Raw genomic sequence first — 18,325 nt, 5'->3', positions numbered from 1 at the left:
AGAACATTAAAGTTACAAAATTTCGTTCAGCGCCTTCTTATAGTTGCCTTTGTAACAAAAAAACGTGAAACAGCAAGCTCTTTACAGACAACCGGCCAATATTCCGACCAACTTCTGTGCACGCGGGTCCATAAGTACGTAAGGCCCCAGTGTATTAGTCACGAAACCGAACGCTACATCATGTTCCGGGTCGGCAAACCCCACCGCCCCCCCAGCCCCAGGATGGCCAAACGCACGTGGGCCAAGGCCGAACGTGGCATTGGGCAAGTGCGGTTGATCCAACATGCAACCCAAACCGAAACGGGTTTGGGTCAATAAGGTTTTATCCGGCCCGACACTGTGTTCGCGGGTCAATTGTTCGAGCATGTCGCTTTCCAGCAAACTACCGTCCAACAATCCGCTATAAAAACCCGCCAGGCTGCGCGCATTACCGTGACCATTTGCCGCTGGCTGCTGCATGCGCCGCCATTCGGGCTTATTAGTGCTGGTCAGAATAGACGGTGGGTTGGCAAATGCACGCGTAGTCATGGCCGCAGGTTCGCGCATCATTACTTGCAGTAATCGTTGCGCGGCCTCATCGCCCATATTGCCTTTGCTGCGCGCTATATGGGCAACACGATAAAACTCTTCATCCGCCAAGCCCACGTGGAAGTCCAGGCCCAATGGCCGCGCAACCCGCGCGACGATCGACTCACCCGGCCCACGCCCGTCGGCACGGCGCAGCAATTCACCGACCAGCCAGCCGTAAGTGATGGCCTCATAGCCATGCCCTTCGCCCGGCGTCCACCACGGAGCTTCGGCCGCCAGGGTGTCGACCATCAGTTGCCAGTCGTACAAGGCTTGGGCCGGCAGCATCTCGCGGATCGCCGGCAGCCCGGCCTGATGGCAGAGCAGCTGGCGCAGCGTGATGGTTTCTTTACCGGCCGCCGCAAACTCGGGCCAATAGTCAGCCACGGGCGCATCGAGTTTCAACTTGCCCTCGGCCACCAATTGCAGGGCGGTGACGGCGGTGAAGGTCTTGGTGCAGGAGAACAGGTTGACCAGGGTGTCGCTGTGCCAGGCTTCAGCACCGTCTTTGTCGGCGGTGCCGGCCCACAGGTCGACGACGGTTTCGCCGCCGATCTGGATACACAGCCCAGCACCACGCTCCTGCGGGTCATCGAACAACGCGGCGAACGCTTCACGTACCGCTTCGAACTGAAGTTCGTAATGACCCTGAATCTGCACCTGACCCGCCTCGGAAACCCTGTAAGAAGTGGCCGTCATTGTTCCAGTCATTAGGGGTTTTGTGAACCCGTCATCGATGAATCAATGGCCGTTTCCAGAGTGACCGCCGGCGTGCCCGGCGCCCTGCCCCGCGCCTTTGCCTGCACTCCCCGACCTGCCGCCTTCGCTCTCACGAACCGCGCTGGCGGCCTTGGCCTTTTGCGCCTCTTTACCCAACTGGTCGACCGCCGCCAGGTTGCTTTTACGCACGCTGTCGACAAAGCCCTGGAACGGCACATCGGTGATGCCGACAAGACCGAAGTGGCCGTTTTCACCGTCCAGCAGACGCCCGGTCACCGGTTGGTCCAAGTACTGGAACCAGTGCACACCGACAATCGACGGCTCAGCCATGGCCTGCTTGAGGAAGTTGTTGTAGGCCACGCCACGGTCTTCTTCCTTGGCCAACTGCGTCACGCCGCCCCAGAACGGGCCACGGTCCGCCGAGCCAAAGTTGAACTCGGTGATCAGCACCGGCTTATCCAAGGCTCGCAGAGCGGCAAAGTCATAACCATCCTGCGGCTTGAGGGTGTACATGTTGAAGCTCAGCACATCGCAATACTGCGCGCAGGACGCCACGGCCTCCGGGGTGCTCACGGCATAACGGCCGCCCAGCAGCAACTGGTTGGGCGCGTGCCATTTCAGCGAATCGGAGATGGTCTTGAAATACGCATCGGCGAAGGTCTTCTGGAAGTATTTAAAGTCAGCTTCGATCTCCGGATGCTCAGGGTTTGGCATCGGCGGCTCGAAGCCTGGGTCTTCCATCAGCTCCCAGCCCGCCAGGTGAATGCCCCAAGCCTTCGACAGGCCGTCTTCATTGCGGTACTTGTCGCGCAGTTGCTTGAGGAATGCGCGCTTGGCCGGTACGTCGGTGGTCATGCGCAGCGTGCCGTAGGCCAAGGCGTAACGGGATTTTGCATCGTCGCCGGGACCGGCCCAGGCCAGCTCGTTGTCGGCAAAGAAGCCGATCAGCCACGGGTCGTCGCGGTGATCGCGAGCAGCAATGGCCACCGCACGTTCAGTGGCCATGGCAAAACGCGGGTCGAACGGGTCGGGCATGCCGCCCCACCAGTCGGTGCCGGTGCTGATGCTGGCGTAGTCACCGACAATCGACAGCGGCAAGGTGTACGGCACGCGGTCGGCGCGGGCCAAATCCTCGTCGCTCCAGTTGCCCACAGTATTGAAACCCCAGGCTTGCAGGCGGTCTAGGGTGTGCGTGACCCAGCGCTTCTGATCAAAACCGTCGGTGCCGTAAGCACGCTGCAGGTTGGCGCCGTAGAAATCGTACCAACGCCCCACATTGAAGCCCCGGCCTTGGTCGGCGCCGTTGCCGCCGCGGTTATCACCACTGCCGTAGTACGTGTCGAACGGCTCGCCGGCCTTGGGCAGCGCGGCAAACATCCACTCGCGACCGGCCACATAGGTCTGGTTGTTGTCCGGCGCCACGGTGTTGACGCCCAAGGAGTAGAACGGATGGCCTTCCGGCGTCACCAAGAACCAGCGACCGTCGCGTTTCTCGGTGCGGAAAAAACCGCTGGCTTCAAACGCCGGGCCTTTGTTCCAGCCGCCGTATTGGTCCAGGGAAGACTTGTCGCGCTCAGCCAGCCAGCCCTTGAGTTGTAGCTGCTCTTTGGCTGCTGCGGCCTTGAGTTGTTCATCGTTGCTGACCTTTTCGGGCCAGCGCGCGCGGGTGGACTGGCCATACGCATCCACCAGTTCGCTGTAGGCCACCTTCAGCACCGGCTCGCTGTCCTGAACCCCGAAGCGTTCCAGCAGGATGCTTTGCGCGGCGTTGGGCTTGACCATCGACAGGGTGACCGACGCCACCTGGCTGCGGTCGATTTCCCCGGCGCTGCCCGCCAGCAATACACGCTGGCCGTCCACGGTGATCGGCATCGGCGGGCCGGCTTTCATGCCTTGGCTCAGCGGGGTGTTGGCTTGCAGCGGTATCAGCAGGGTCTGCGCTGGCCCGGCTGGCAGGTCGATGCGGCTGACCAAGGTTTTACCGTCGGTGCTTTGCACTTTGACGTAGAGGGTCAGCGCCCAGTCCATCGCGCTCTGGATACGCAGGCTCATGGCGCCGGACTGCGACCAGTCCCACACGCCGGTCTGCGGGCTGAGCACCAGGCTCGGCTCAGCCGCCGGGTTGAAGGTGATGCGGCGCAGCACTTCACCTTCAGCAGTTTGTTCGGCGTTGTATTGCGGCAGGCTGGCGTCCAGGGTCGCCACCTTGACCACATCGGCAGGCCGGACGAAATTGAACAGCGTTTGTTGCCCGGCAGGCGCGGCCATCAGGGGCGCAGCGAACAACAAGGCAAAAAGAGCGGGCAGCGTGCGAATCATACGAACAAGGTTCTCCCAAACGGCCGGTGACTGGCCTGATGACATACATCGATAGCAGTGAGATAGACCACGAAGTGGGCGAATTCGCCCACGGCGGCTTAAGAAATTTCGCGCCTGAACGGCGGCAAAGCATTGAGGATGGCTTTGCCATAGCGCTGCGTGACCAAACGGCGGTCGAGCAAGGTGATGGTGCCCCGGTCTTCCTCGGTACGCAGCAAGCGCCCGCAGGCCTGAACCAGCTTCAAGGAAGCATCCGGCACCGAGATCTCCATGAACGGGTTACCGCCACGGGCTTCGATCCATTCGGCCAAAGCCGCCTCGACCGGATCATCCGGCACCGAGAACGGGATCTTGGCGATCACCACGTGCTCACAGTAGGCACCGGGCAAGTCCACGCCTTCGGCGAAACTGGCCAGGCCGAACAGCACGCTGGAATCGCCCCCATCGACGCGCGCCTTGTGCTTGTTCAGGGTTTCCTGCTTGGACAGGTTGCCCTGGATAAACACCTGCTTGCGCCAGTCGCGGTCGAGGCCGTCGAACACGTCCTGCATCTGTTTGCGCGAGGAGAACAGCACCAGGGTGCCCCGCGAGCCTTCAACCAACGCCGGCAGGTCGCGGATGATCGCCGCCGTGTGCGCCGGCGCGTCCCGTGGGTCGGCCTTGAGGTCCGGCACCCGCAGCACACCCGCATCGGCGTGGTGGAACGGGCTCGGCACCACGGCGGTGACGGCTTTTTTCGGCAGGCCGGCACGCATGCGGAAGCGGTCGAAGGTGCCCAGGGCCGTCAGCGTGGCCGAGGTCACCAGGCAACCGTAGGCCACGTTCCACAAGTTGCGGCGCAACATTTCGGCGGCAAGGATCGGGCTGGCGTTAACCTCGATATCAAACAGCGCGCCGCTTTCTGACAAGGTCAGCCAACGCGCCATTGGCGGGTTGTCTTCCGGGTCTTCGACGGTGAAGGCGGTCCACAACTCCCAGTTGCCCTGGGAACGCGACAACAGGCTACCGAACAGCGGATACCATTCTTCAGCCTGGTTGCTGGCGATGCCGATGTTGACCTCGCCGTCCATGCCTTCCTTGAGCAAGTCGGTCAGGCGGGTGAACAGGTCGGTCAGGCGCGAAAAGCCCTTCTTGAGCTCGATGCCCATTTCACGCATGTGCTCGGGGATCAACCCGCCGACAAAGCGGTGACGCGGCCGCTCGCGGCCCTCCACGTCTTCGCCGGGCTTGAAGTCGGCGACCTGTTCGCAGGCGCTGAACATGAACTGCTGCTGGGTCTTGATCTCGCGCGCCAGCTCCGGCACCTGCTCGATCAGCTTGCCCAGGTCGCCGGGCAGCGGGTGCTGGGCCAGCAACTTGGTGAGGTTCTTGGCGGTGGTTTCCAGCCAGTCGGCAGTGGAGCGCAAGCGCGTGTAGTGGGCGAAGTGGCCGATAGCCTTGTCGGGCAGGTGATGGCCTTCGTCGAATACGTAAAGGGTGTCGCGCGGGTCCGGCAGCACGGCGCCGCCGCCCAGGGCCAGGTCAGCCAGGACCATGTCGTGGTTGGTGACGATCACGTCGACCTTGCCCATGCCTTCGCGGGCCTTGTAGAAGGCGCACTGGCCGAAGTTGGGGCAATGGCGGTTGGTGCACTGGCTGTGGTCCGTGGTCAGGCGTGCCCAGTCGGCATCTTCCAGGGCGGTGGGCCAACTGTCGCGGTCGCCGTCCCATTTATTGCCGGCCAGCTTTTCGATCATGCTGGTAAACAGCTTCTGGCTGACTTCATCAACCTCGATCTTGAAGCCTTCTTCTTCGAACAGCGACGCCGTGGCGGTTTGCGCGTGACCTTCCTGCAGCAATACATCGAGCTTGGACAGGCACATGTAGCGGCCACGCCCCTTGGCCAGGGCGAAGGTGAAATTCAAGCCGCTGTTGCGCATCAGGTCAGGCAGGTCTTTGTAGACAATCTGCTCTTGCAGGGCGACGGTGGCGGTGGCGATCACCAGGCGCTTGCCGGCGGCCTTGGCAGTCGGGATCGCGGCCAAGCTGTAGGCCACGGTCTTGCCGGTGCCGGTGCCGGCCTCGACGGCCACGATCGCGGGGTCGCCACTGCGCCGACCTTCGTCGTCGGTGTCGATATCCCCGAGGACTTTGGCGACTTCGGCGATCATCAGGCGTTGGCCGTAGCGCGGTTTCAAGCTCTTGGCTTCGAGAAAACGCGAATAGGCGCCCTGGATCGTGGTTTTAAGTTCAGTGCTGATCATGGATAGTCGGGCGCAAAAAACGCTGGATAAATTTTCAGTGGTTCGGATCGGCCGCTATCATACCCCGCTAATTAATCCCGCGCAGAACGGAGTACCACAATGACCGCGTTTAGCCTCGCTTACACCCTGCATGTATTGGCCGCCCTGGTTTGGGTCGGCGGTATGTTTTTCGCCTGGATGATCCTGCGCCCCGCCGCCATGGCGGCACTTGAGGGCCCTGCCCGGCTCAAGCTGTGGGCGAATGTGTTTCAACGTTTTTTCGTGTGGGTCTGGGTCGCGGTGGCGGTTTTGCCGATCAGCGGCATCGGCCTGCTGCAACTGCGCTTCAGCGGGTTTGAGACCGCGCCGCGCTATGTGCAAGTGATGATGGGCTTGTATCTGGTGATGACGGCGCTGTTTATCCGTATCCAGGCGTTGAAGTTCCCGGAACTGCGCAAGGCGGTGGCGGCTGAGGATTGGCCGACAGGTGCGGCTGCGCTGGGGCAGATTCGCAAGTTGGTGGGGATTAATCTGATTGTTGGGTTGGTGGTGGTGGCGATTGCTTCGGCTCGGCCGATGTTCTGAGGCGATCTTTATTCCGCCATCGCGGGCAAGCCCGGCTCCCACAGGTAATCGCATTTCAATGTGGGAGTCGGGCTTGCCCGCGATGGCGTCAGACCAGGCGACTCAGAGCCGCTGAATAGTCACAGCCCCCGCAGGCCCTGCCGGCCCCGGTTGCCCTTCCAAGCCAGGTCGGCCCTTGTCGCCACCATCGGCGCGATACACCACGCAGCCTTTGGATTGCCCACCTTTACCCGGCTTACCCGCCGTGCCGGCCAAACCGCCGGCCCCGCCATCCACCCAGACTTTGATCTGCTCCGCCGGGAAGCTCTGCGGCAGCTCGACACGCACGGTCGCGCCCGCCGCGCCTGGCAGGCCATCGCCACCGTTATCGCCATTGGCGCCGCGCCCGGCCGAACCCCAGGTGCAGCCCGGGTCCACGCCGTTGGCGCCATCCAGGCCCGCATAACCTTGGGCACCGGCGCCGCCACGGGCATCCACCGACAGCTCTTCGGCGCTCAGGGCATTGATGCGCAAGACCAAATCACGCCCGGCCTTGGCCGGCCGTTCGTGGGTCCCGGGAGCGCCGCGCGAGGTGATCTGGCTGCCATGTTCCAGCTGCGCATTGCGCACCTGCAATTGCAGCGCGGTATTGCCGGGGGCGATGGCGATACGCGCCTCACGCCCCAAATGCAGCTCATCCACCGTGACTTGGCTGATGGTGGCCGGCACCAGCAACGTGCCGTAGTCCGCCACATCCAGGCGTTCGAGCTGCAACACGCTGGTACTGCTGGGCAGGCGCATCAGCGAGTTGGTTTCGACACTGACGCTCTGGGCCAGGGCAATGGGGCTGACCAACAGGGCCAACAGAAAAACCTTACGCATGATTGGCCTCCTTGTTCGTTTCATCAATTGCGGCAGGCGCCGACAGGCCCCGCACATGGAACATCCCCACCAGCAGAATCTGCAAGCGGTCACGCCAAGGGTGGGCACGGTGTTTCAAGCTGCTGTTGAACAACAGCAGTTCCAACAGATGGGTCAGGAACAACAGACTGCCGGCCAGGCTGACCAACAGGTGAAACGGATTGGCGAGCGGCCGGAACAGATTGACCACTACCACGACCCAGAACAGCAACGTCAGAAACTTTCCCAACCCCCAAAACACCTTCATCCCGCATGCCCCTGCCTATTATTCTTTGGGCGCACAGTACCGACTTCTGCAGGCGATTTGCCAGTGAAGGTTGAAAAAACTTGATAAAGGGCTGGTTTGCCTGCGGTTTCGACGAGGATCGCCAGCAATGCCCCTGTGGCTCCCACAGGGGCAAAGGCCGTCAGCGGCTGATTTTGATTTCCACACGGCGGTTCAACGCGCGCCCGTCAGCGGCGTTGTTATCGGCCACCGGCTGGCTTTCGCCCGCACCGACCACCGATACAAAGTTGCTGCGCGGCACGCCCGCGCTAACCAGGTAATCCGTCACCGAGTGCGCGCGTTTTTCCGAGAGTTTCTGGTTATAGGCGTCTTTGCCGACGCTGTCGGTGTGCCCACTGACCCGCAGCTGCGCACTTGGAGCTTCCTGTTTCAGGCGCGTGGCGATGGTGTCGAGCTTGGTTTTGTCCGCCGCCGTGAGCTTGGCCGAGTCGAACTGGAAGTGCACATCGCGGATCACGATGGTTTCTTCCTTGACTACCACCACCTCCTCAACCACGGCCGCCACCGGCACCGGAGGGCAACCGTTCACATCCACCTGCATGCCTTTTGGTGTGCCCGGGCACTTGTCACGGCTGTCCGGTACGCCATCGCCATCTTCGTCGCCATCGCCGTGCACCCAGCAATAGGCGCCAGCCATGCCGCCGATCAGCAGCGCGCCAGCGCCGGCGTACGCCGAACTTTCAGTGGCGCCAATCGCAGCGCCCGTCACACCACCGACTGCGGCACAGGTGGGCCAATCGGTTTTTTGCAAACCTGCGCAACCTGTCAATACTCCGGTTAGCAGAACCAAGGGTAGAGCTGTCCGCATGATGCTCATTTGATTTCTCCTGAGGGGGTCGGCGAGGGCCGACAGGTGGAGTAAAGACGGCTCTTTTCATCTGCGCCACTGCGCCGCACCCCCGTATTTATTGAGGTTGGCCGTTCACGCAGGACTTTTCGCCGCCGCCCGCTCTAGGCCCGCAGGCTCAGCCGCGCTAGTCTCTAGGGTCCTGATGTGAGGATCTCTGATGATCGCTGGTATTTCTTCCCGTACGCCACAGCAAGCGCTGGCCGCTTTGCTGGATCTGCACCAGCCCAAACGCCTGTTGCTGTTGGGCGCCAGCCAGTTTCCGGCGCTGGAGGCGTTTCAAGCCGAGCACCCGGGCACCGTTGTCGCCATCGCTGCGCCCGGGCCATTGCCGGCAGAGCTGGCGGCGCAGCGTTTTGACTTGGCGCTGGTGGTCGATTGCCTGGAGCACCTGTCAAAACCGCAAGGCCTGACCTTGCTCGGCGGCATTCGCAACCTCAATGCCAGCCGCATTGCGGTGCTGGCCGATCTGGGCGCCTGCGGCTGGAAGGACACCGACTTCTTCTCCCTGGCCCTGCAGGCCGGCGAACGGTTCCAGCGCGATGATCAGGTTCTGACGCTGTTTACCTATGATCTGCTTGACTATAAACAGGTGCCGGACTGGCTCAACGCCCGCTTTTGGGCCAACCCGGAAAACTTCGGAAAGTATTGGTGGTAACCATGAGTACATCCATTTGCCCCTGTGGCAGCGGCAATCTGCTGGAGGCCTGCTGCGGCCATTATCACGCCGGCCACCCGGCGCCCTGCGCCACCGCGCTGATGCGCTCGCGCTACAGTGCCTATGTGCTGGGGCTGGTGGACTATCTGGTCGCCACCACGTTGCCCGCGCAACAAGCCGGCCTGGACCGCGTCGCCATCGGCACCTGGAGTGCCCAGAGCACCTGGCTCGGCCTTGAAGTGGAAAGCTCCGAGGTGTTTGGCGGCCAGCCGGAGCATGCCTTTGTGACCTTTACCGCGCGCTGGCACGACAGCACCGGCGAACACAGCCACCGTGAGCAGTCGTCTTTCGTACAGAATGAGGGGCGCTGGTACTTCATCGACCCGACGGTGGAGGTGAAGGCCGGGCGCAATGATGTATGTTTGTGTGGCAGTGGGCAGAAATTCAAGAAGTGCTGCTCCAGCTACCTCTAACCACCACAGGACTCACGCCATGCTTCGGATTTACAGCTTGATGCTGGCGTTAACCCTGGGCCTGAGCGGTTGCGCCTCGTGGTTCGCAGACGATGCGCCCGCGCCCCATGTATCGCTGGTGAAAGTCGAAGTGGTGCGGGCCAAGTTACTGGAGCAGAAATTCAAGCTGTACTTTCGCGTCGACAACCGCGACGACGCCGACCTCACAGTGCGCGGCCTGATCTACAAGGTCAGCCTGGACGATTTTGTGCTGACCGAAGGCGAGTCCAACGAATGGCTGACCGTGCCACCGCGCGGCCACGCTTTTTTCAGGGTGACGGTGCGCACCAACCTTTGGCCGCAGATACGCGATGTAGTGCAGATGCTGAAGAATCCGAGCAAGCCCGTGCCCTATCGCCTGGAGGGCGAGCTGAAAACCGGATTATTCATCGGTAATGACGTGCAGGTGGCCCACAATGGCGAGATAATCCCCGGCGATTTTATTCCGGAGCGACATCGATGACTCAGCAACCCCATGTCCATGGTCCTGACTGCAACCACGATCACGATCATCATGATCACGACCACGGCCATGTCCACGGCCCGAACTGCGGCCACGCTCACCAAGAGCCGGTGCGCAATGCGTTGAAGGACGTTGGCCGCAACGATCCTTGCCCGTGCGGCAGTGAAAAGAAATTCAAGAAGTGCCACGGGGCATAAGCCGCGCTGAAGATCCAAATGTGGGAGCGCCGCTCCCACATTGATTTGCGCAAGACTTAAGTTCTCACGCTTAACCCAAAACTCCTGCTTGCGTCGTTTCGCCGCGCTCACTAACGTAGCGCCTTTAATGACGCTACCCCCCGCAGGAGCTTTGCCATGGCCTCGCCAGCCCTCTCACATTTTCTTCCCCGGTTCGGCGTTGCCGCGGCAGTGGCCAGTGCATTAAGCCTGGCCGGTTGCCAGCTCCAGAGCACCCAGGACACCCTGCCGCCCGTTGCCGGCGTGCAGCCGATCAAAGGCCTGGCCCAGAATGTATCGGTACGCCGCAATGCCCAGGGCATGCCACTGATCGAAAGCAACACCTTCCATGACGCGCTGTTCAGCCTCGGTTATGTACACGCCAGCGACCGCATCACGCAGATGGTCACCTTGCGCCTCTTGGCCCAGGGCCGTCTGGCGGAAATGTCCGGGCCGCAAGTGCTGGACGTCGACCGCTTCATGCGTGCCGTCAACCTGAAAAAAAGCGCCGGCGAGCTGTATAACGCCTCGTCGCCGCGCCTCAAGCGCTTCTTTGAAGTGTATGCCCGTGGCGTCAACGCCTACCTGTTCCGCTACCGCGACAAGCTGCCGCCGGACCTGGCCCAGACCGGCTACAAGCCTGAGTACTGGAAGCCGGAAGATTCGGCGCTGTTGTTCTGCCTGCTGAATTTCAGCGAGTCGAGCAACCTGCAGGAAGAACTCTCGTCGCTGGTGCTGGCGCAGAAAGTCGGGGTCGACAAGCTCGCCTGGCTCACCCCTAGCGCGCCGGATGAGCCGATCCCACTGGCCGAAACCGACAAGCTCAAGGGCGTGAACCTGGGGCAGATCACCGGCCTCGCCGGGTTGGACGCCGTCGGCCAGCAACTCAACAGCCTTAATGCACTGGCGGTGACGACCTCGAGTAACTGGGCGATCGGCCCACAACGCAGCCGCAGCGGCAAAAGCCTGCTGGCCAGCGACCTTGCCGCCCAGCCGCAAGCGCCGTCGCCGTGGAGCTACGTGCAGATTCGCGCACCGAAATACCAAGCGGTCGGCGCCTCGATTGCCGGCCTGCCGACCCTGTTGTCCGGCTTCAACGGCAAAGTGGCGTGGAGCATGAGTGCGGTCAAAGGCGACACCCAGGACCTGTTCCTGGAAAAGGTCAAACGCCAAGGCAGCGCGTTGTACTACGAGAACAACGGCAAATGGCTACCGGCCACCGTGCGTAACGAAACCTTCTTCGCCAAGGGCCAGCGGCCACTGCGCGAAGTGGTATACGAAACCCGCCACGGCGCCCTGCTCAACAGCAGCCAGGCCCTGAACACCGGTTTCGGCCTGGCCCTGCAAACCGCCGACTTCAAGGACGACAAGAGCCTGGATGCGTTCTTCGACCTGTCCCGTGCGCAAAACGCCGGCAAGGCCTCGGACGCAACCCGGGAAATCCGCGCGATTGCCCTGAACATGATCTTCGCCGACGCCAGCAACATCGGCTGGCAAGTCACCGGCCGCTTCCCCAACCGCCGCGAAGGCGAAGGCCTGCTGCCCTCGCCGGGCTGGGACACACGCTTTGACTGGGACGGTTACGCCGACGCGATGCTGCACCCGTATGATCAGGACCCGGCCCAAGGCTGGATCGGCACCGCCAACCAGCGCACCGCGCCGCGCGGCTATGGCATGCAGTTGTCCAACTCCTGGGATGCGCCGGAGCGCAGCGAGCGCCTGGCGCAACTGGCCAATGCCGGCAAGCATGACAGCCGCAGCATGATCGCCATGCAATACGACCAGACCACCACGTTCGCCGCCAAGCTCAAGACTATGTTCCAGGCGCCGGGTATGGCTCAGCCGTTGAAACAGGCGATTGATGCACTGCCGGCGGCCGACGCGACCAAGGCCCGCGAGGCGCTGAACCGCCTAATGGCGTTTGATGGGCGCCTGGCGCCGACTTCCGCCGACGCGGCGATCTACGAGCTGTTCCTCCAGGAAAGCACGAAGCAGATCTTCCTCGACGAACTCGGCCCGGAAAACAGCGCCAGCTGGAAAGCCTTTATCAGCAACGCCAACCTGTCCTACTCCGCCAACGCCGACCACCTGCTGGGCCGCGAAGACAGCCCGTTCTGGGACGACGCGCGCACCGCGCAGAAAGAAGACAAACCGGCGATCCTGGCCCGCAGCCTGGCTGCCGCAATCACAGCTGGCGACAGTCAGTTAGGTGGCGACCACAAGGCTTGGCAGTGGGGCAAACTGCACAGCACCACCTGGAAAAACACCAACGGCCAGGTGATTCGCGGCCCGCTGGCCAGTGGCGGCGACCACAACACCTTGAACCCGGCGCCGTACAGTTGGGGCCAGGACTTCAACACCACCCAGGTGCCGGCGCTGCGCATGATTGTCGACTTCGGCCAGGTGGAACCGATGATAGGCCAGGGCGGCATCGGCCAATCCGGCAACCCGGCCAGCCCGAACTATGCGAACGGCATCGATGCGTCGCTCAAGGCGCAATACCTGAGCTTCCCGATGCAGCCGCAGAATTTTGAGAAGGTGTATGGGAAGACTCGGTTGACCCTCACTCCCGGCAAGTAATGATCGTTCCCACGCTCTGCGTGGCAATGCCTCCTGTGACGCTCCGCGTCACGCCATAAAAAAGCGGACGCAGAGCGTCCAGGGCTGCATTCCCACGCTCTGCGTGGGAACGATCCCACTGCATGCATTCCGATAGAACTTCTGTGCTGCGCCTCTCCTCCTATTTGATAAGCCCATTGCCCCGGCACGCCCATGGACCTTGTCATTGCCCGGCCCGAAGGCCTCTACTGCCCCGCGGGAGATTTTTACATCGACCCCTGGCGCCCGGTGGAACGCTCAGTCATTACCCACGCCCACGGCGACCACGCCCGCACCGGCAACCAGCATTACCTGGCCGCCGCGCCCGGCGAAGGCATCCTGCGCTCGCGCCTGGGCCAGGACATCAACCTGCAAACCCTGGCCTATGGCGAAAAACTCGTGCACCACGGCGTGACCCTGAGTTTTCACCCTGCCGGGCATGTACTGGGCTCAGCCCAGGTGCGCCTGGAATATCAGGGCGAAGTCTGGGTCGCGTCCGGCGACTACAAGGTCGAACCCGACGGCACCTGCGCGCCGTTCGAACCCGTGCGTTGCCACACCTTTATCACCGAATCCACCTTTGGCCTGCCGATCTACCGCTGGCAGCCCCAAGCGCAGATCTTCGCCGGGATCAATGACTGGTGGCAGGCCAATAGTGCCGCCGGCAAGGCCAGCGTGTTGTTCTGTTATTCGTTCGGCAAAGCCCAGCGCATCCTGCATGGTATCGACGCCAGCATCGGCCCGATCCTCAGCCATGGCGCGGTCGAACCCTTGAACCGTGTGTACCGCGAGGCCGGGGTGTATATCCCCGAAACCCTCTACGCCGGCGACTTCAAAAAGACCGACCCGTTACTGCGCCAAGCGCTGATCATCGCCCCGCCGTCCGCGGGCGGAAGCAGTTGGATCAAGCGCTTCGGCGACTACAGCGACGCCTTCGCCAGTGGCTGGATGCGCCTGCGCGGCACACGGCGGCGGCGCGGTGTGGACCGCGGCTTTGTGCTATCGGACCACGCCGACTGGCCGGGGCTACTGTGGGCCATCGAACACACCGGCGCCGAACGGGTGATGGTCACCCACGGGTCTGTCGGCGTATTGGTGCGCCACCTGCGGGAAAAAGGCCTGGATGCCCAGGGCTTCAGCACCGAATACGGCGATGACGAAGAAGAGGCCACGGCATGAAAGCCTTCGCCGAGTTGTATGCCAACCTCGACGCCACCACGTCCAGCAATGCCAAGCTCGCGGCGCTGCAAGCCTACTTTCGCCAAGCCCCGCCTGAAGATGCCGCATGGGCGGTTTACTTTCTGTCCGGCGGGCGGCCTCGGCAACTGGTGCCCACGCGCCTGCTTAGGGACATGGCCACCGAAGCATCGGGCATCGAACCGTGGTTGTTCGAAGAGAGCTACCAGTCGGTGGGTGACCTAGCCGAAACCATTTCCTTGCTGCTGCCGGAATCCACTTACACCTCGCAGGACGGCCTGGCGGTGTGGCTGGAAGAAAAACTCCTGCCCCTGCGTGGTTTGCCGCCGCTGGAATTGGCCGAGCGCCTACCCGCGTTATGGGCACAATTGGATCAGCCGAGCCTGATGGTGTGCATCAAGTTGATCACCGGCAGCTTTCGCGTGGGCGTGTCCAAACTGCTGGTGACCCGCGCCCTCGCGGCCATGGCTGACCTGGACAGTAAACGCGTTGCCCAGCGGCTGGTGGGCTACACCGACTTGTCCAATCGTCCTACGGCAGAGGGCTACCTCAAGCTGATCGCCGCCGAATCGTCCGACGAGCATGCGCAACGCGGCGGGCAGCCTTATCCGTTTTTTCTCGCCCATGGCCTGTCGCAACCGGTGGAGCAATTCGACGCCCTGCTCGGTTCGCCCGCCGACTGGCAGGTGGAATGGAAGTGGGATGGCATTCGCGCGCAACTGGTCAAGCGTGAGGGCCGGCTGTGGGTTTGGTCCCGGGGTGAAGAGCTGGTTACTGAACGTTTCCCGGAACTGCACAGCCTGGTCAGCGGCTTGCCGGACGGCACAGTCATCGACGGCGAAATCGTGGTGTGGAAGGCGTCGGTGCAACCCTTCGCCCTGCTGCAGCAGCGGATTGGCCGTAAGACCCTGAGCAAAAAAATCCTCGAGGACGCGCCCGTCGCCGTCCTGGCCTACGACCTGTTGGAACATCAGGGCGCCGACTGGCGCAACCGCACCCAGGCCGAGCGCCGCGCCCAGCTTGAGCAGGTGATTGCTCAGTGCAAGCAGCCGGTGCTGCTGCCATCACCGTTGCTGACGGGCACGAGTTGGGCCGACCTGGCCCAGCAACGTGAAGACTCTCGCCGCCTCGGCGTGGAAGGCATGATGCTCAAGGCCAAGGATGGCCTGTACGGCGTGGGCCGCACCAAGGACATGGGCGTGTGGTGGAAATGGAAAGTCGAGCCGTTCAGCGTCGATGCGGTGTTGATCTACGCCCAGCGCGGCCATGGTCGCCGCGCCAGCTTATATAGCGACTACACCTTTGCGGTGTGGGACGGCCCGCCAGGCACGGAGCGCACGTTAGTGCCATTCGCCAAGGCCTATTCAGGGCTGACCGACGAGGAAATGCGCAAGGTTGACGCTATCGTGCGCAAAACCACGGTAGAGAAATTCGGCCCGGTCAGCAGCGTGACGCCGAGCATGGTGTTTGAACTGGGGTTTGAAGGGATTGCCCTGTCCAAGCGGCATAAGAGCGGAATTGCGGTGCGGTTTCCCAGGATGTTGCGGTGGCGGCAGGATAAGGCGGTGGATGACGCTGACAACCTAGGAACTTTGCAAGATCTATTGGCCTGACTGGTCACTTACAAACCATGCAAAACCATGTGGGAGCCGGGCTTGCCCGCGATGGCGGTGGGTCAGGTAAATAGATTGGGCCTGATCCACCGCCATCGCAGGCAAGCCAGCTCCCACATTTTGATCTGCGTCAGATCCAAAATGGTGCACTGAAAAATCAACGCCCATTTTCGGGCATCTCCTACACTCAGATCTCCCTTATCCCACCTTTTAAAAAGCTCATTCGGAACTACATTCGGAACTATGGTGCAGAAATTGCTACTTGTGATCCGTCTGACACCGTTCAGTAACAGTCCTAAACGCGCCACAAGCGCTTATCTTGGTTTCCAGGGATTACATAATGAAAAAAGCATTGCTGACCCTTTCTGCACTGGCTCTGTGCATGGCTGCTGGTGTTGCGACAGCCAAGGAATACAAGGAATTGCGTTTTGGTGTCGATCCTTCCTACGCGCCGTTCGAATCCAAGGCCGCCGATGGCAGCCTGGTGGGCTTCGATATCGACCTGGGCAATGCGATCTGCGCCGAGCTGAAGGTTAAGTGCAAGTGGGTTGAAAGTGATTTCGACGGCATGATTCCAGGCCTCAACGCCAACAAGTTCGACGGCGTGATTTCCTCGATGACAGTGACCGAAGCCCGTGAAAAGGCGATCGACTTCTCCAGCGAGCTGTTCTCCGGCCCAACTTCCCTGGTGTTCAAAAAAGGCGCGAACTACTCCACGCCTGAGTCCCTCAAGGGCAAATCGGTAGGCTACGAGCAAGGCACTATTCAGGAAGCCTACGCCAAGGCGGTACTGGACAAGGCCGGTGTGACCACCAAAGCCTACGCCAACCAGGATCAGGTGTATGCCGATCTGACGTCCGGCCGTCTCGACGCTTCGGTGCAGGACATGCTGCAAGCCGAACTGGGCTTTTTGAAGTCGCCGGCAGGCGCTGACTACGAAGTCAGCAAGGCCATCGACGACCCATTGCTGCCGTCCAAAACGGCGGTCGGTATCAAACAAGGTAACAAAGACCTCAAGGCCTTACTCGATAAAGGTATCAAAGCGTTACACGATGATGGCACCTACGCCACTATCCAGAAGAAACACTTCGGCGATCTGAACCTGTACAGCGGTAAATAACACCCTGGCGCCCACCTGTTTCAGGTGGGCGCTTTTTTATCGCCATAGGTCCTGAATTCATGTTTGAAGATCTTTTGCAAACCCTGGGGCTGAGTGCCTTCAGTTTGAAGGGGTTCGGCCCGCTGTTGCTGCAAGGTACGTGGATGACCGTGAAACTGTCGGTCGCCTCCCTGGCCGTCAGCGTCCTGCTGGGCCTGATCGGCGCCAGCGCGAAACTGTCCAGCGTCAGCCTGATCCGCATCCCCGCCCAGCTCTACACCACCTTGATTCGCGGCGTGCCCGACCTGGTGCTGATGTTGCTGATTTTCTACAGCCTGCAAATCTGGTTGACCGGTTTTACCGACTTTATGGAATGGGACTACATCGAGATCGACCCATTCAGCGCCGGGGTCATCACCCTGGGCTTCATTTACGGTGCCTACTTCACCGAGACCTTTCGCGGCGCGATCCTCGCGGTGCCGCGTGGCCAGTTGGAAGCGGCGACCGCCTACGGGCTCAAGCGCGGGCAACGGTTTCGCTACGTGACCTTCCCGCAGATGATGCGCTTTGCCCTGCCGGGCATCGGCAATAACTGGATGGTGATGCTCAAGGCCACGGCGCTGGTGTCGATCATCGGTCTCGCGGACCTGGTCAAGGCGGCTCAGGATGCCGGCAAGAGCACCTATCAACTGTTCTATTTCCTGGTCATCGCAGCGTTTATCTACCTGCTGATCACCAGCGCCTCCAACTTCGTCCTGCGTCGGCTTGAACGTCGCTACTCCGCTGGGTCCCGGGAGGCCGTGCGATGATCGAACTTGTGCAGCAATACTGGCGCCCCTTCCTTTATAGCGACGGCCAAAACATCACCGGGCTGGCGATGACCCTGTGGCTGCTCAGCGCCTCGCTGGTGATTGGTTTTCTGGTGTCGATCCCGCTGTCCATCGCCCGCGTTTCGCGCAAGCGCTACATACGCTGGCCGGTGCAGTTCTACACCTACCTGTTTCGGGGTACGCCGCTGTATATCCAACTGCTGATCTGCTACACCGGGATCTACAGCATTGCGGCCGTGCGTGCGCAACCGGTGCTGGATGCGTTCTTTCGTGATGCGATGAACTGCACCATCCTCGCCTTCGCCCTGAACACCTGCGCCTACACCACCGAGATTTTTGCCGGCTCGATCCGCAGCATGGCCCACGGTGAAGTCGAAGCGGCCAAGGCCTACGGCTTAAGCGGCTGGAAGCTGTACGCCTATGTGATCATGCCGTCGGCCCTGCGCCGCTCGTTGCCGTACTACAGCAATGAAGTGATCCTGATGCTGCACTCGACCACCGTGGCGTTTACCGCGACGGTGCCGGACATTCTCAAGGTAGCGCGGGATGCTAACTCGGCTACCTACATGACCTTTCAATCATTCGGCATCGCTGCGCTGATCTACCTGACTGTGACCTTTGCCCTGGTGGGGCTGTTTCGTCTGGCGGAGCGCCGTTGGCTGGCCTTTCTCGGGCCGAGCCACTAAGGAGTCGT

The 18,325-nt window shown here is 61.5% G+C and carries 17 protein-coding genes; 11 read left to right on the top strand and 6 right to left on the bottom strand.

Annotated elements, in window-relative coordinates; all coding sequences use genetic code 11:
- Window positions 1–81: 81 nt before the first annotated feature.
- The 3 genes from K0P33_RS08310 to dinG form a co-directional block, all read right to left on the bottom strand.
- On the bottom strand, window positions 82–1,227 hold the full coding sequence (locus K0P33_RS08310) for a serine hydrolase domain-containing protein (RefSeq protein ID WP_242156012.1): 1,146 nt from the start codon (window positions 1,225–1,227) through the stop codon (window positions 82–84).
- Window positions 1,228–1,308: 81 nt separating this feature from the next.
- Window positions 1,309–3,606, bottom strand: a complete 2,298-nt coding sequence (locus K0P33_RS08305) for a beta-galactosidase (protein ID WP_242154789.1) — start codon at window positions 3,604–3,606, stop codon at window positions 1,309–1,311.
- 98 nt (window positions 3,607–3,704) lie between these two features.
- Window positions 3,705–5,849: an ATP-dependent DNA helicase DinG gene (gene dinG, locus K0P33_RS08300; protein WP_094950015.1), complete on the bottom strand. Its 2,145-nt coding sequence runs from the start codon at window positions 5,847–5,849 to the stop codon at window positions 3,705–3,707.
- 99 nt (window positions 5,850–5,948) lie between these two features.
- Here dinG and K0P33_RS08295 point away from each other — a divergent pair, with 99 nt between their 5' ends.
- Entirely contained in the window at window positions 5,949–6,413 is a 465-nt protein-coding gene (locus tag K0P33_RS08295; RefSeq protein ID WP_242154787.1) for a CopD family protein, read from the top strand.
- Window positions 6,414–6,515: 102 nt separating this feature from the next.
- Here the strand turns inward: K0P33_RS08295 and K0P33_RS08290 are convergent, their stop codons facing one another.
- From K0P33_RS08290 to K0P33_RS08280, 3 genes are all read right to left on the bottom strand, one after another.
- On the bottom strand, window positions 6,516–7,274 hold the full coding sequence (locus K0P33_RS08290) for a hypothetical protein (protein WP_094950017.1): 759 nt from the start codon (window positions 7,272–7,274) through the stop codon (window positions 6,516–6,518).
- Window positions 7,267–7,560 carry a DUF1145 domain-containing protein gene (locus K0P33_RS08285; RefSeq protein ID WP_094950018.1) on the bottom strand — a complete coding sequence of 98 codons (294 nt, stop codon included), beginning with the start codon at window positions 7,558–7,560 and terminating at the stop codon, window positions 7,267–7,269. Before K0P33_RS08285 ends, K0P33_RS08290 begins: the two co-directional genes overlap by 8 nt.
- A 160-nt stretch (window positions 7,561–7,720) precedes the next feature.
- Window positions 7,721–8,416 (bottom strand): OmpA family protein, encoded by a 696-nt coding sequence (locus K0P33_RS08280; protein WP_094950019.1) that lies wholly within the window; start codon window positions 8,414–8,416, stop codon window positions 7,721–7,723.
- A gap of 190 nt (window positions 8,417–8,606) precedes the next feature.
- On the opposite strand from K0P33_RS08280, the gene K0P33_RS08275 reads away from it, so the two are divergent.
- From K0P33_RS08275 to K0P33_RS08230, 10 genes are all read left to right on the top strand, one after another.
- Window positions 8,607–9,104 (top strand): DUF6231 family protein, encoded by a 498-nt coding sequence (locus K0P33_RS08275; RefSeq protein ID WP_094950020.1) that lies wholly within the window; start codon window positions 8,607–8,609, stop codon window positions 9,102–9,104.
- Window positions 9,105–9,106: 2 nt separating this feature from the next.
- Window positions 9,107–9,577, top strand: a complete 471-nt coding sequence (locus K0P33_RS08270) for a YchJ family protein (RefSeq protein ID WP_094950021.1) — start codon at window positions 9,107–9,109, stop codon at window positions 9,575–9,577.
- 19 nt (window positions 9,578–9,596) lie between these two features.
- Window positions 9,597–10,079, top strand: a complete 483-nt coding sequence (locus tag K0P33_RS08265; protein WP_094950022.1) for an LEA type 2 family protein — start codon at window positions 9,597–9,599, stop codon at window positions 10,077–10,079.
- Window positions 10,076–10,276 carry an SEC-C metal-binding domain-containing protein gene (locus tag K0P33_RS08260; protein WP_003189235.1) on the top strand — a complete coding sequence of 67 codons (201 nt, stop codon included), beginning with the start codon at window positions 10,076–10,078 and terminating at the stop codon, window positions 10,274–10,276. The genes K0P33_RS08265 and K0P33_RS08260 overlap by 4 nt, the downstream gene beginning before the upstream one ends.
- A 156-nt stretch (window positions 10,277–10,432) precedes the next feature.
- Window positions 10,433–12,874 carry a penicillin acylase family protein gene (locus tag K0P33_RS08255; protein WP_242154785.1) on the top strand — a complete coding sequence of 814 codons (2,442 nt, stop codon included), beginning with the start codon at window positions 10,433–10,435 and terminating at the stop codon, window positions 12,872–12,874.
- 192 nt (window positions 12,875–13,066) lie between these two features.
- Window positions 13,067–14,071: a ligase-associated DNA damage response exonuclease gene (locus K0P33_RS08250; RefSeq protein WP_094950024.1), complete on the top strand. Its 1,005-nt coding sequence runs from the start codon at window positions 13,067–13,069 to the stop codon at window positions 14,069–14,071.
- Entirely contained in the window at window positions 14,068–15,702 is a 1,635-nt protein-coding gene (locus K0P33_RS08245) for an ATP-dependent DNA ligase (protein ID WP_094950025.1), read from the top strand. The genes K0P33_RS08250 and K0P33_RS08245 overlap by 4 nt, the downstream gene beginning before the upstream one ends.
- A gap of 340 nt (window positions 15,703–16,042) precedes the next feature.
- Entirely contained in the window at window positions 16,043–16,822 is a 780-nt protein-coding gene (locus tag K0P33_RS08240) for a transporter substrate-binding domain-containing protein (protein WP_094950026.1), read from the top strand.
- 59 nt (window positions 16,823–16,881) lie between these two features.
- On the top strand, window positions 16,882–17,610 hold the full coding sequence (locus K0P33_RS08235; protein WP_094950027.1) for an ABC transporter permease: 729 nt from the start codon (window positions 16,882–16,884) through the stop codon (window positions 17,608–17,610).
- Window positions 17,607–18,317 carry a histidine ABC transporter permease HisM gene (locus tag K0P33_RS08230; protein ID WP_242154783.1) on the top strand — a complete coding sequence of 237 codons (711 nt, stop codon included), beginning with the start codon at window positions 17,607–17,609 and terminating at the stop codon, window positions 18,315–18,317. Before K0P33_RS08235 ends, K0P33_RS08230 begins: the two co-directional genes overlap by 4 nt.
- Window positions 18,318–18,325: the final 8 nt, after the last annotated feature.

This window comes from Pseudomonas sp. ArH3a (assembly GCF_022648765.1).
Taxonomy (GTDB): Bacteria; Pseudomonadota; Gammaproteobacteria; order Pseudomonadales; family Pseudomonadaceae; genus Aquipseudomonas.
This window is presented reverse-complemented; position numbering and strand designations above follow the sequence as displayed.

Excerpts from the sequence above, each read along its gene's own strand:
- K0P33_RS08305 (WP_242154789.1), bottom strand. The coding sequence starts at position 3,606 with ATGATTCGCACGCTGCCCGCTCTTTTTGCCTTGTTGTTCGCTGCGCCC.
- dinG (WP_094950015.1), bottom strand. The coding sequence starts at position 5,849 with ATGATCAGCACTGAACTTAAAACCACGATCCAGGGCGCCTATTCGCGT.
- K0P33_RS08295 (WP_242154787.1), top strand. The coding sequence starts at position 5,949 with ATGACCGCGTTTAGCCTCGCTTACACCCTGCATGTATTGGCCGCCCTG.
- K0P33_RS08290 (WP_094950017.1), bottom strand. The coding sequence starts at position 7,274 with ATGCGTAAGGTTTTTCTGTTGGCCCTGTTGGTCAGCCCCATTGCCCTG.
- K0P33_RS08285 (WP_094950018.1), bottom strand. The coding sequence starts at position 7,560 with ATGAAGGTGTTTTGGGGGTTGGGAAAGTTTCTGACGTTGCTGTTCTGG.
- K0P33_RS08280 (WP_094950019.1), bottom strand. The coding sequence starts at position 8,416 with ATGAGCATCATGCGGACAGCTCTACCCTTGGTTCTGCTAACCGGAGTA.
- K0P33_RS08275 (WP_094950020.1), top strand. The coding sequence starts at position 8,607 with ATGATCGCTGGTATTTCTTCCCGTACGCCACAGCAAGCGCTGGCCGCT.
- K0P33_RS08270 (WP_094950021.1), top strand. The coding sequence starts at position 9,107 with ATGAGTACATCCATTTGCCCCTGTGGCAGCGGCAATCTGCTGGAGGCC.
- K0P33_RS08265 (WP_094950022.1), top strand. The coding sequence starts at position 9,597 with ATGCTTCGGATTTACAGCTTGATGCTGGCGTTAACCCTGGGCCTGAGC.
- K0P33_RS08260 (WP_003189235.1), top strand. The coding sequence starts at position 10,076 with ATGACTCAGCAACCCCATGTCCATGGTCCTGACTGCAACCACGATCAC.
- K0P33_RS08255 (WP_242154785.1), top strand. The coding sequence starts at position 10,433 with ATGGCCTCGCCAGCCCTCTCACATTTTCTTCCCCGGTTCGGCGTTGCC.
- K0P33_RS08250 (WP_094950024.1), top strand. The coding sequence starts at position 13,067 with ATGGACCTTGTCATTGCCCGGCCCGAAGGCCTCTACTGCCCCGCGGGA.
- K0P33_RS08245 (WP_094950025.1), top strand. The coding sequence starts at position 14,068 with ATGAAAGCCTTCGCCGAGTTGTATGCCAACCTCGACGCCACCACGTCC.
- K0P33_RS08240 (WP_094950026.1), top strand. The coding sequence starts at position 16,043 with ATGAAAAAAGCATTGCTGACCCTTTCTGCACTGGCTCTGTGCATGGCT.
- K0P33_RS08235 (WP_094950027.1), top strand. The coding sequence starts at position 16,882 with ATGTTTGAAGATCTTTTGCAAACCCTGGGGCTGAGTGCCTTCAGTTTG.
- K0P33_RS08230 (WP_242154783.1), top strand. The coding sequence starts at position 17,607 with ATGATCGAACTTGTGCAGCAATACTGGCGCCCCTTCCTTTATAGCGAC.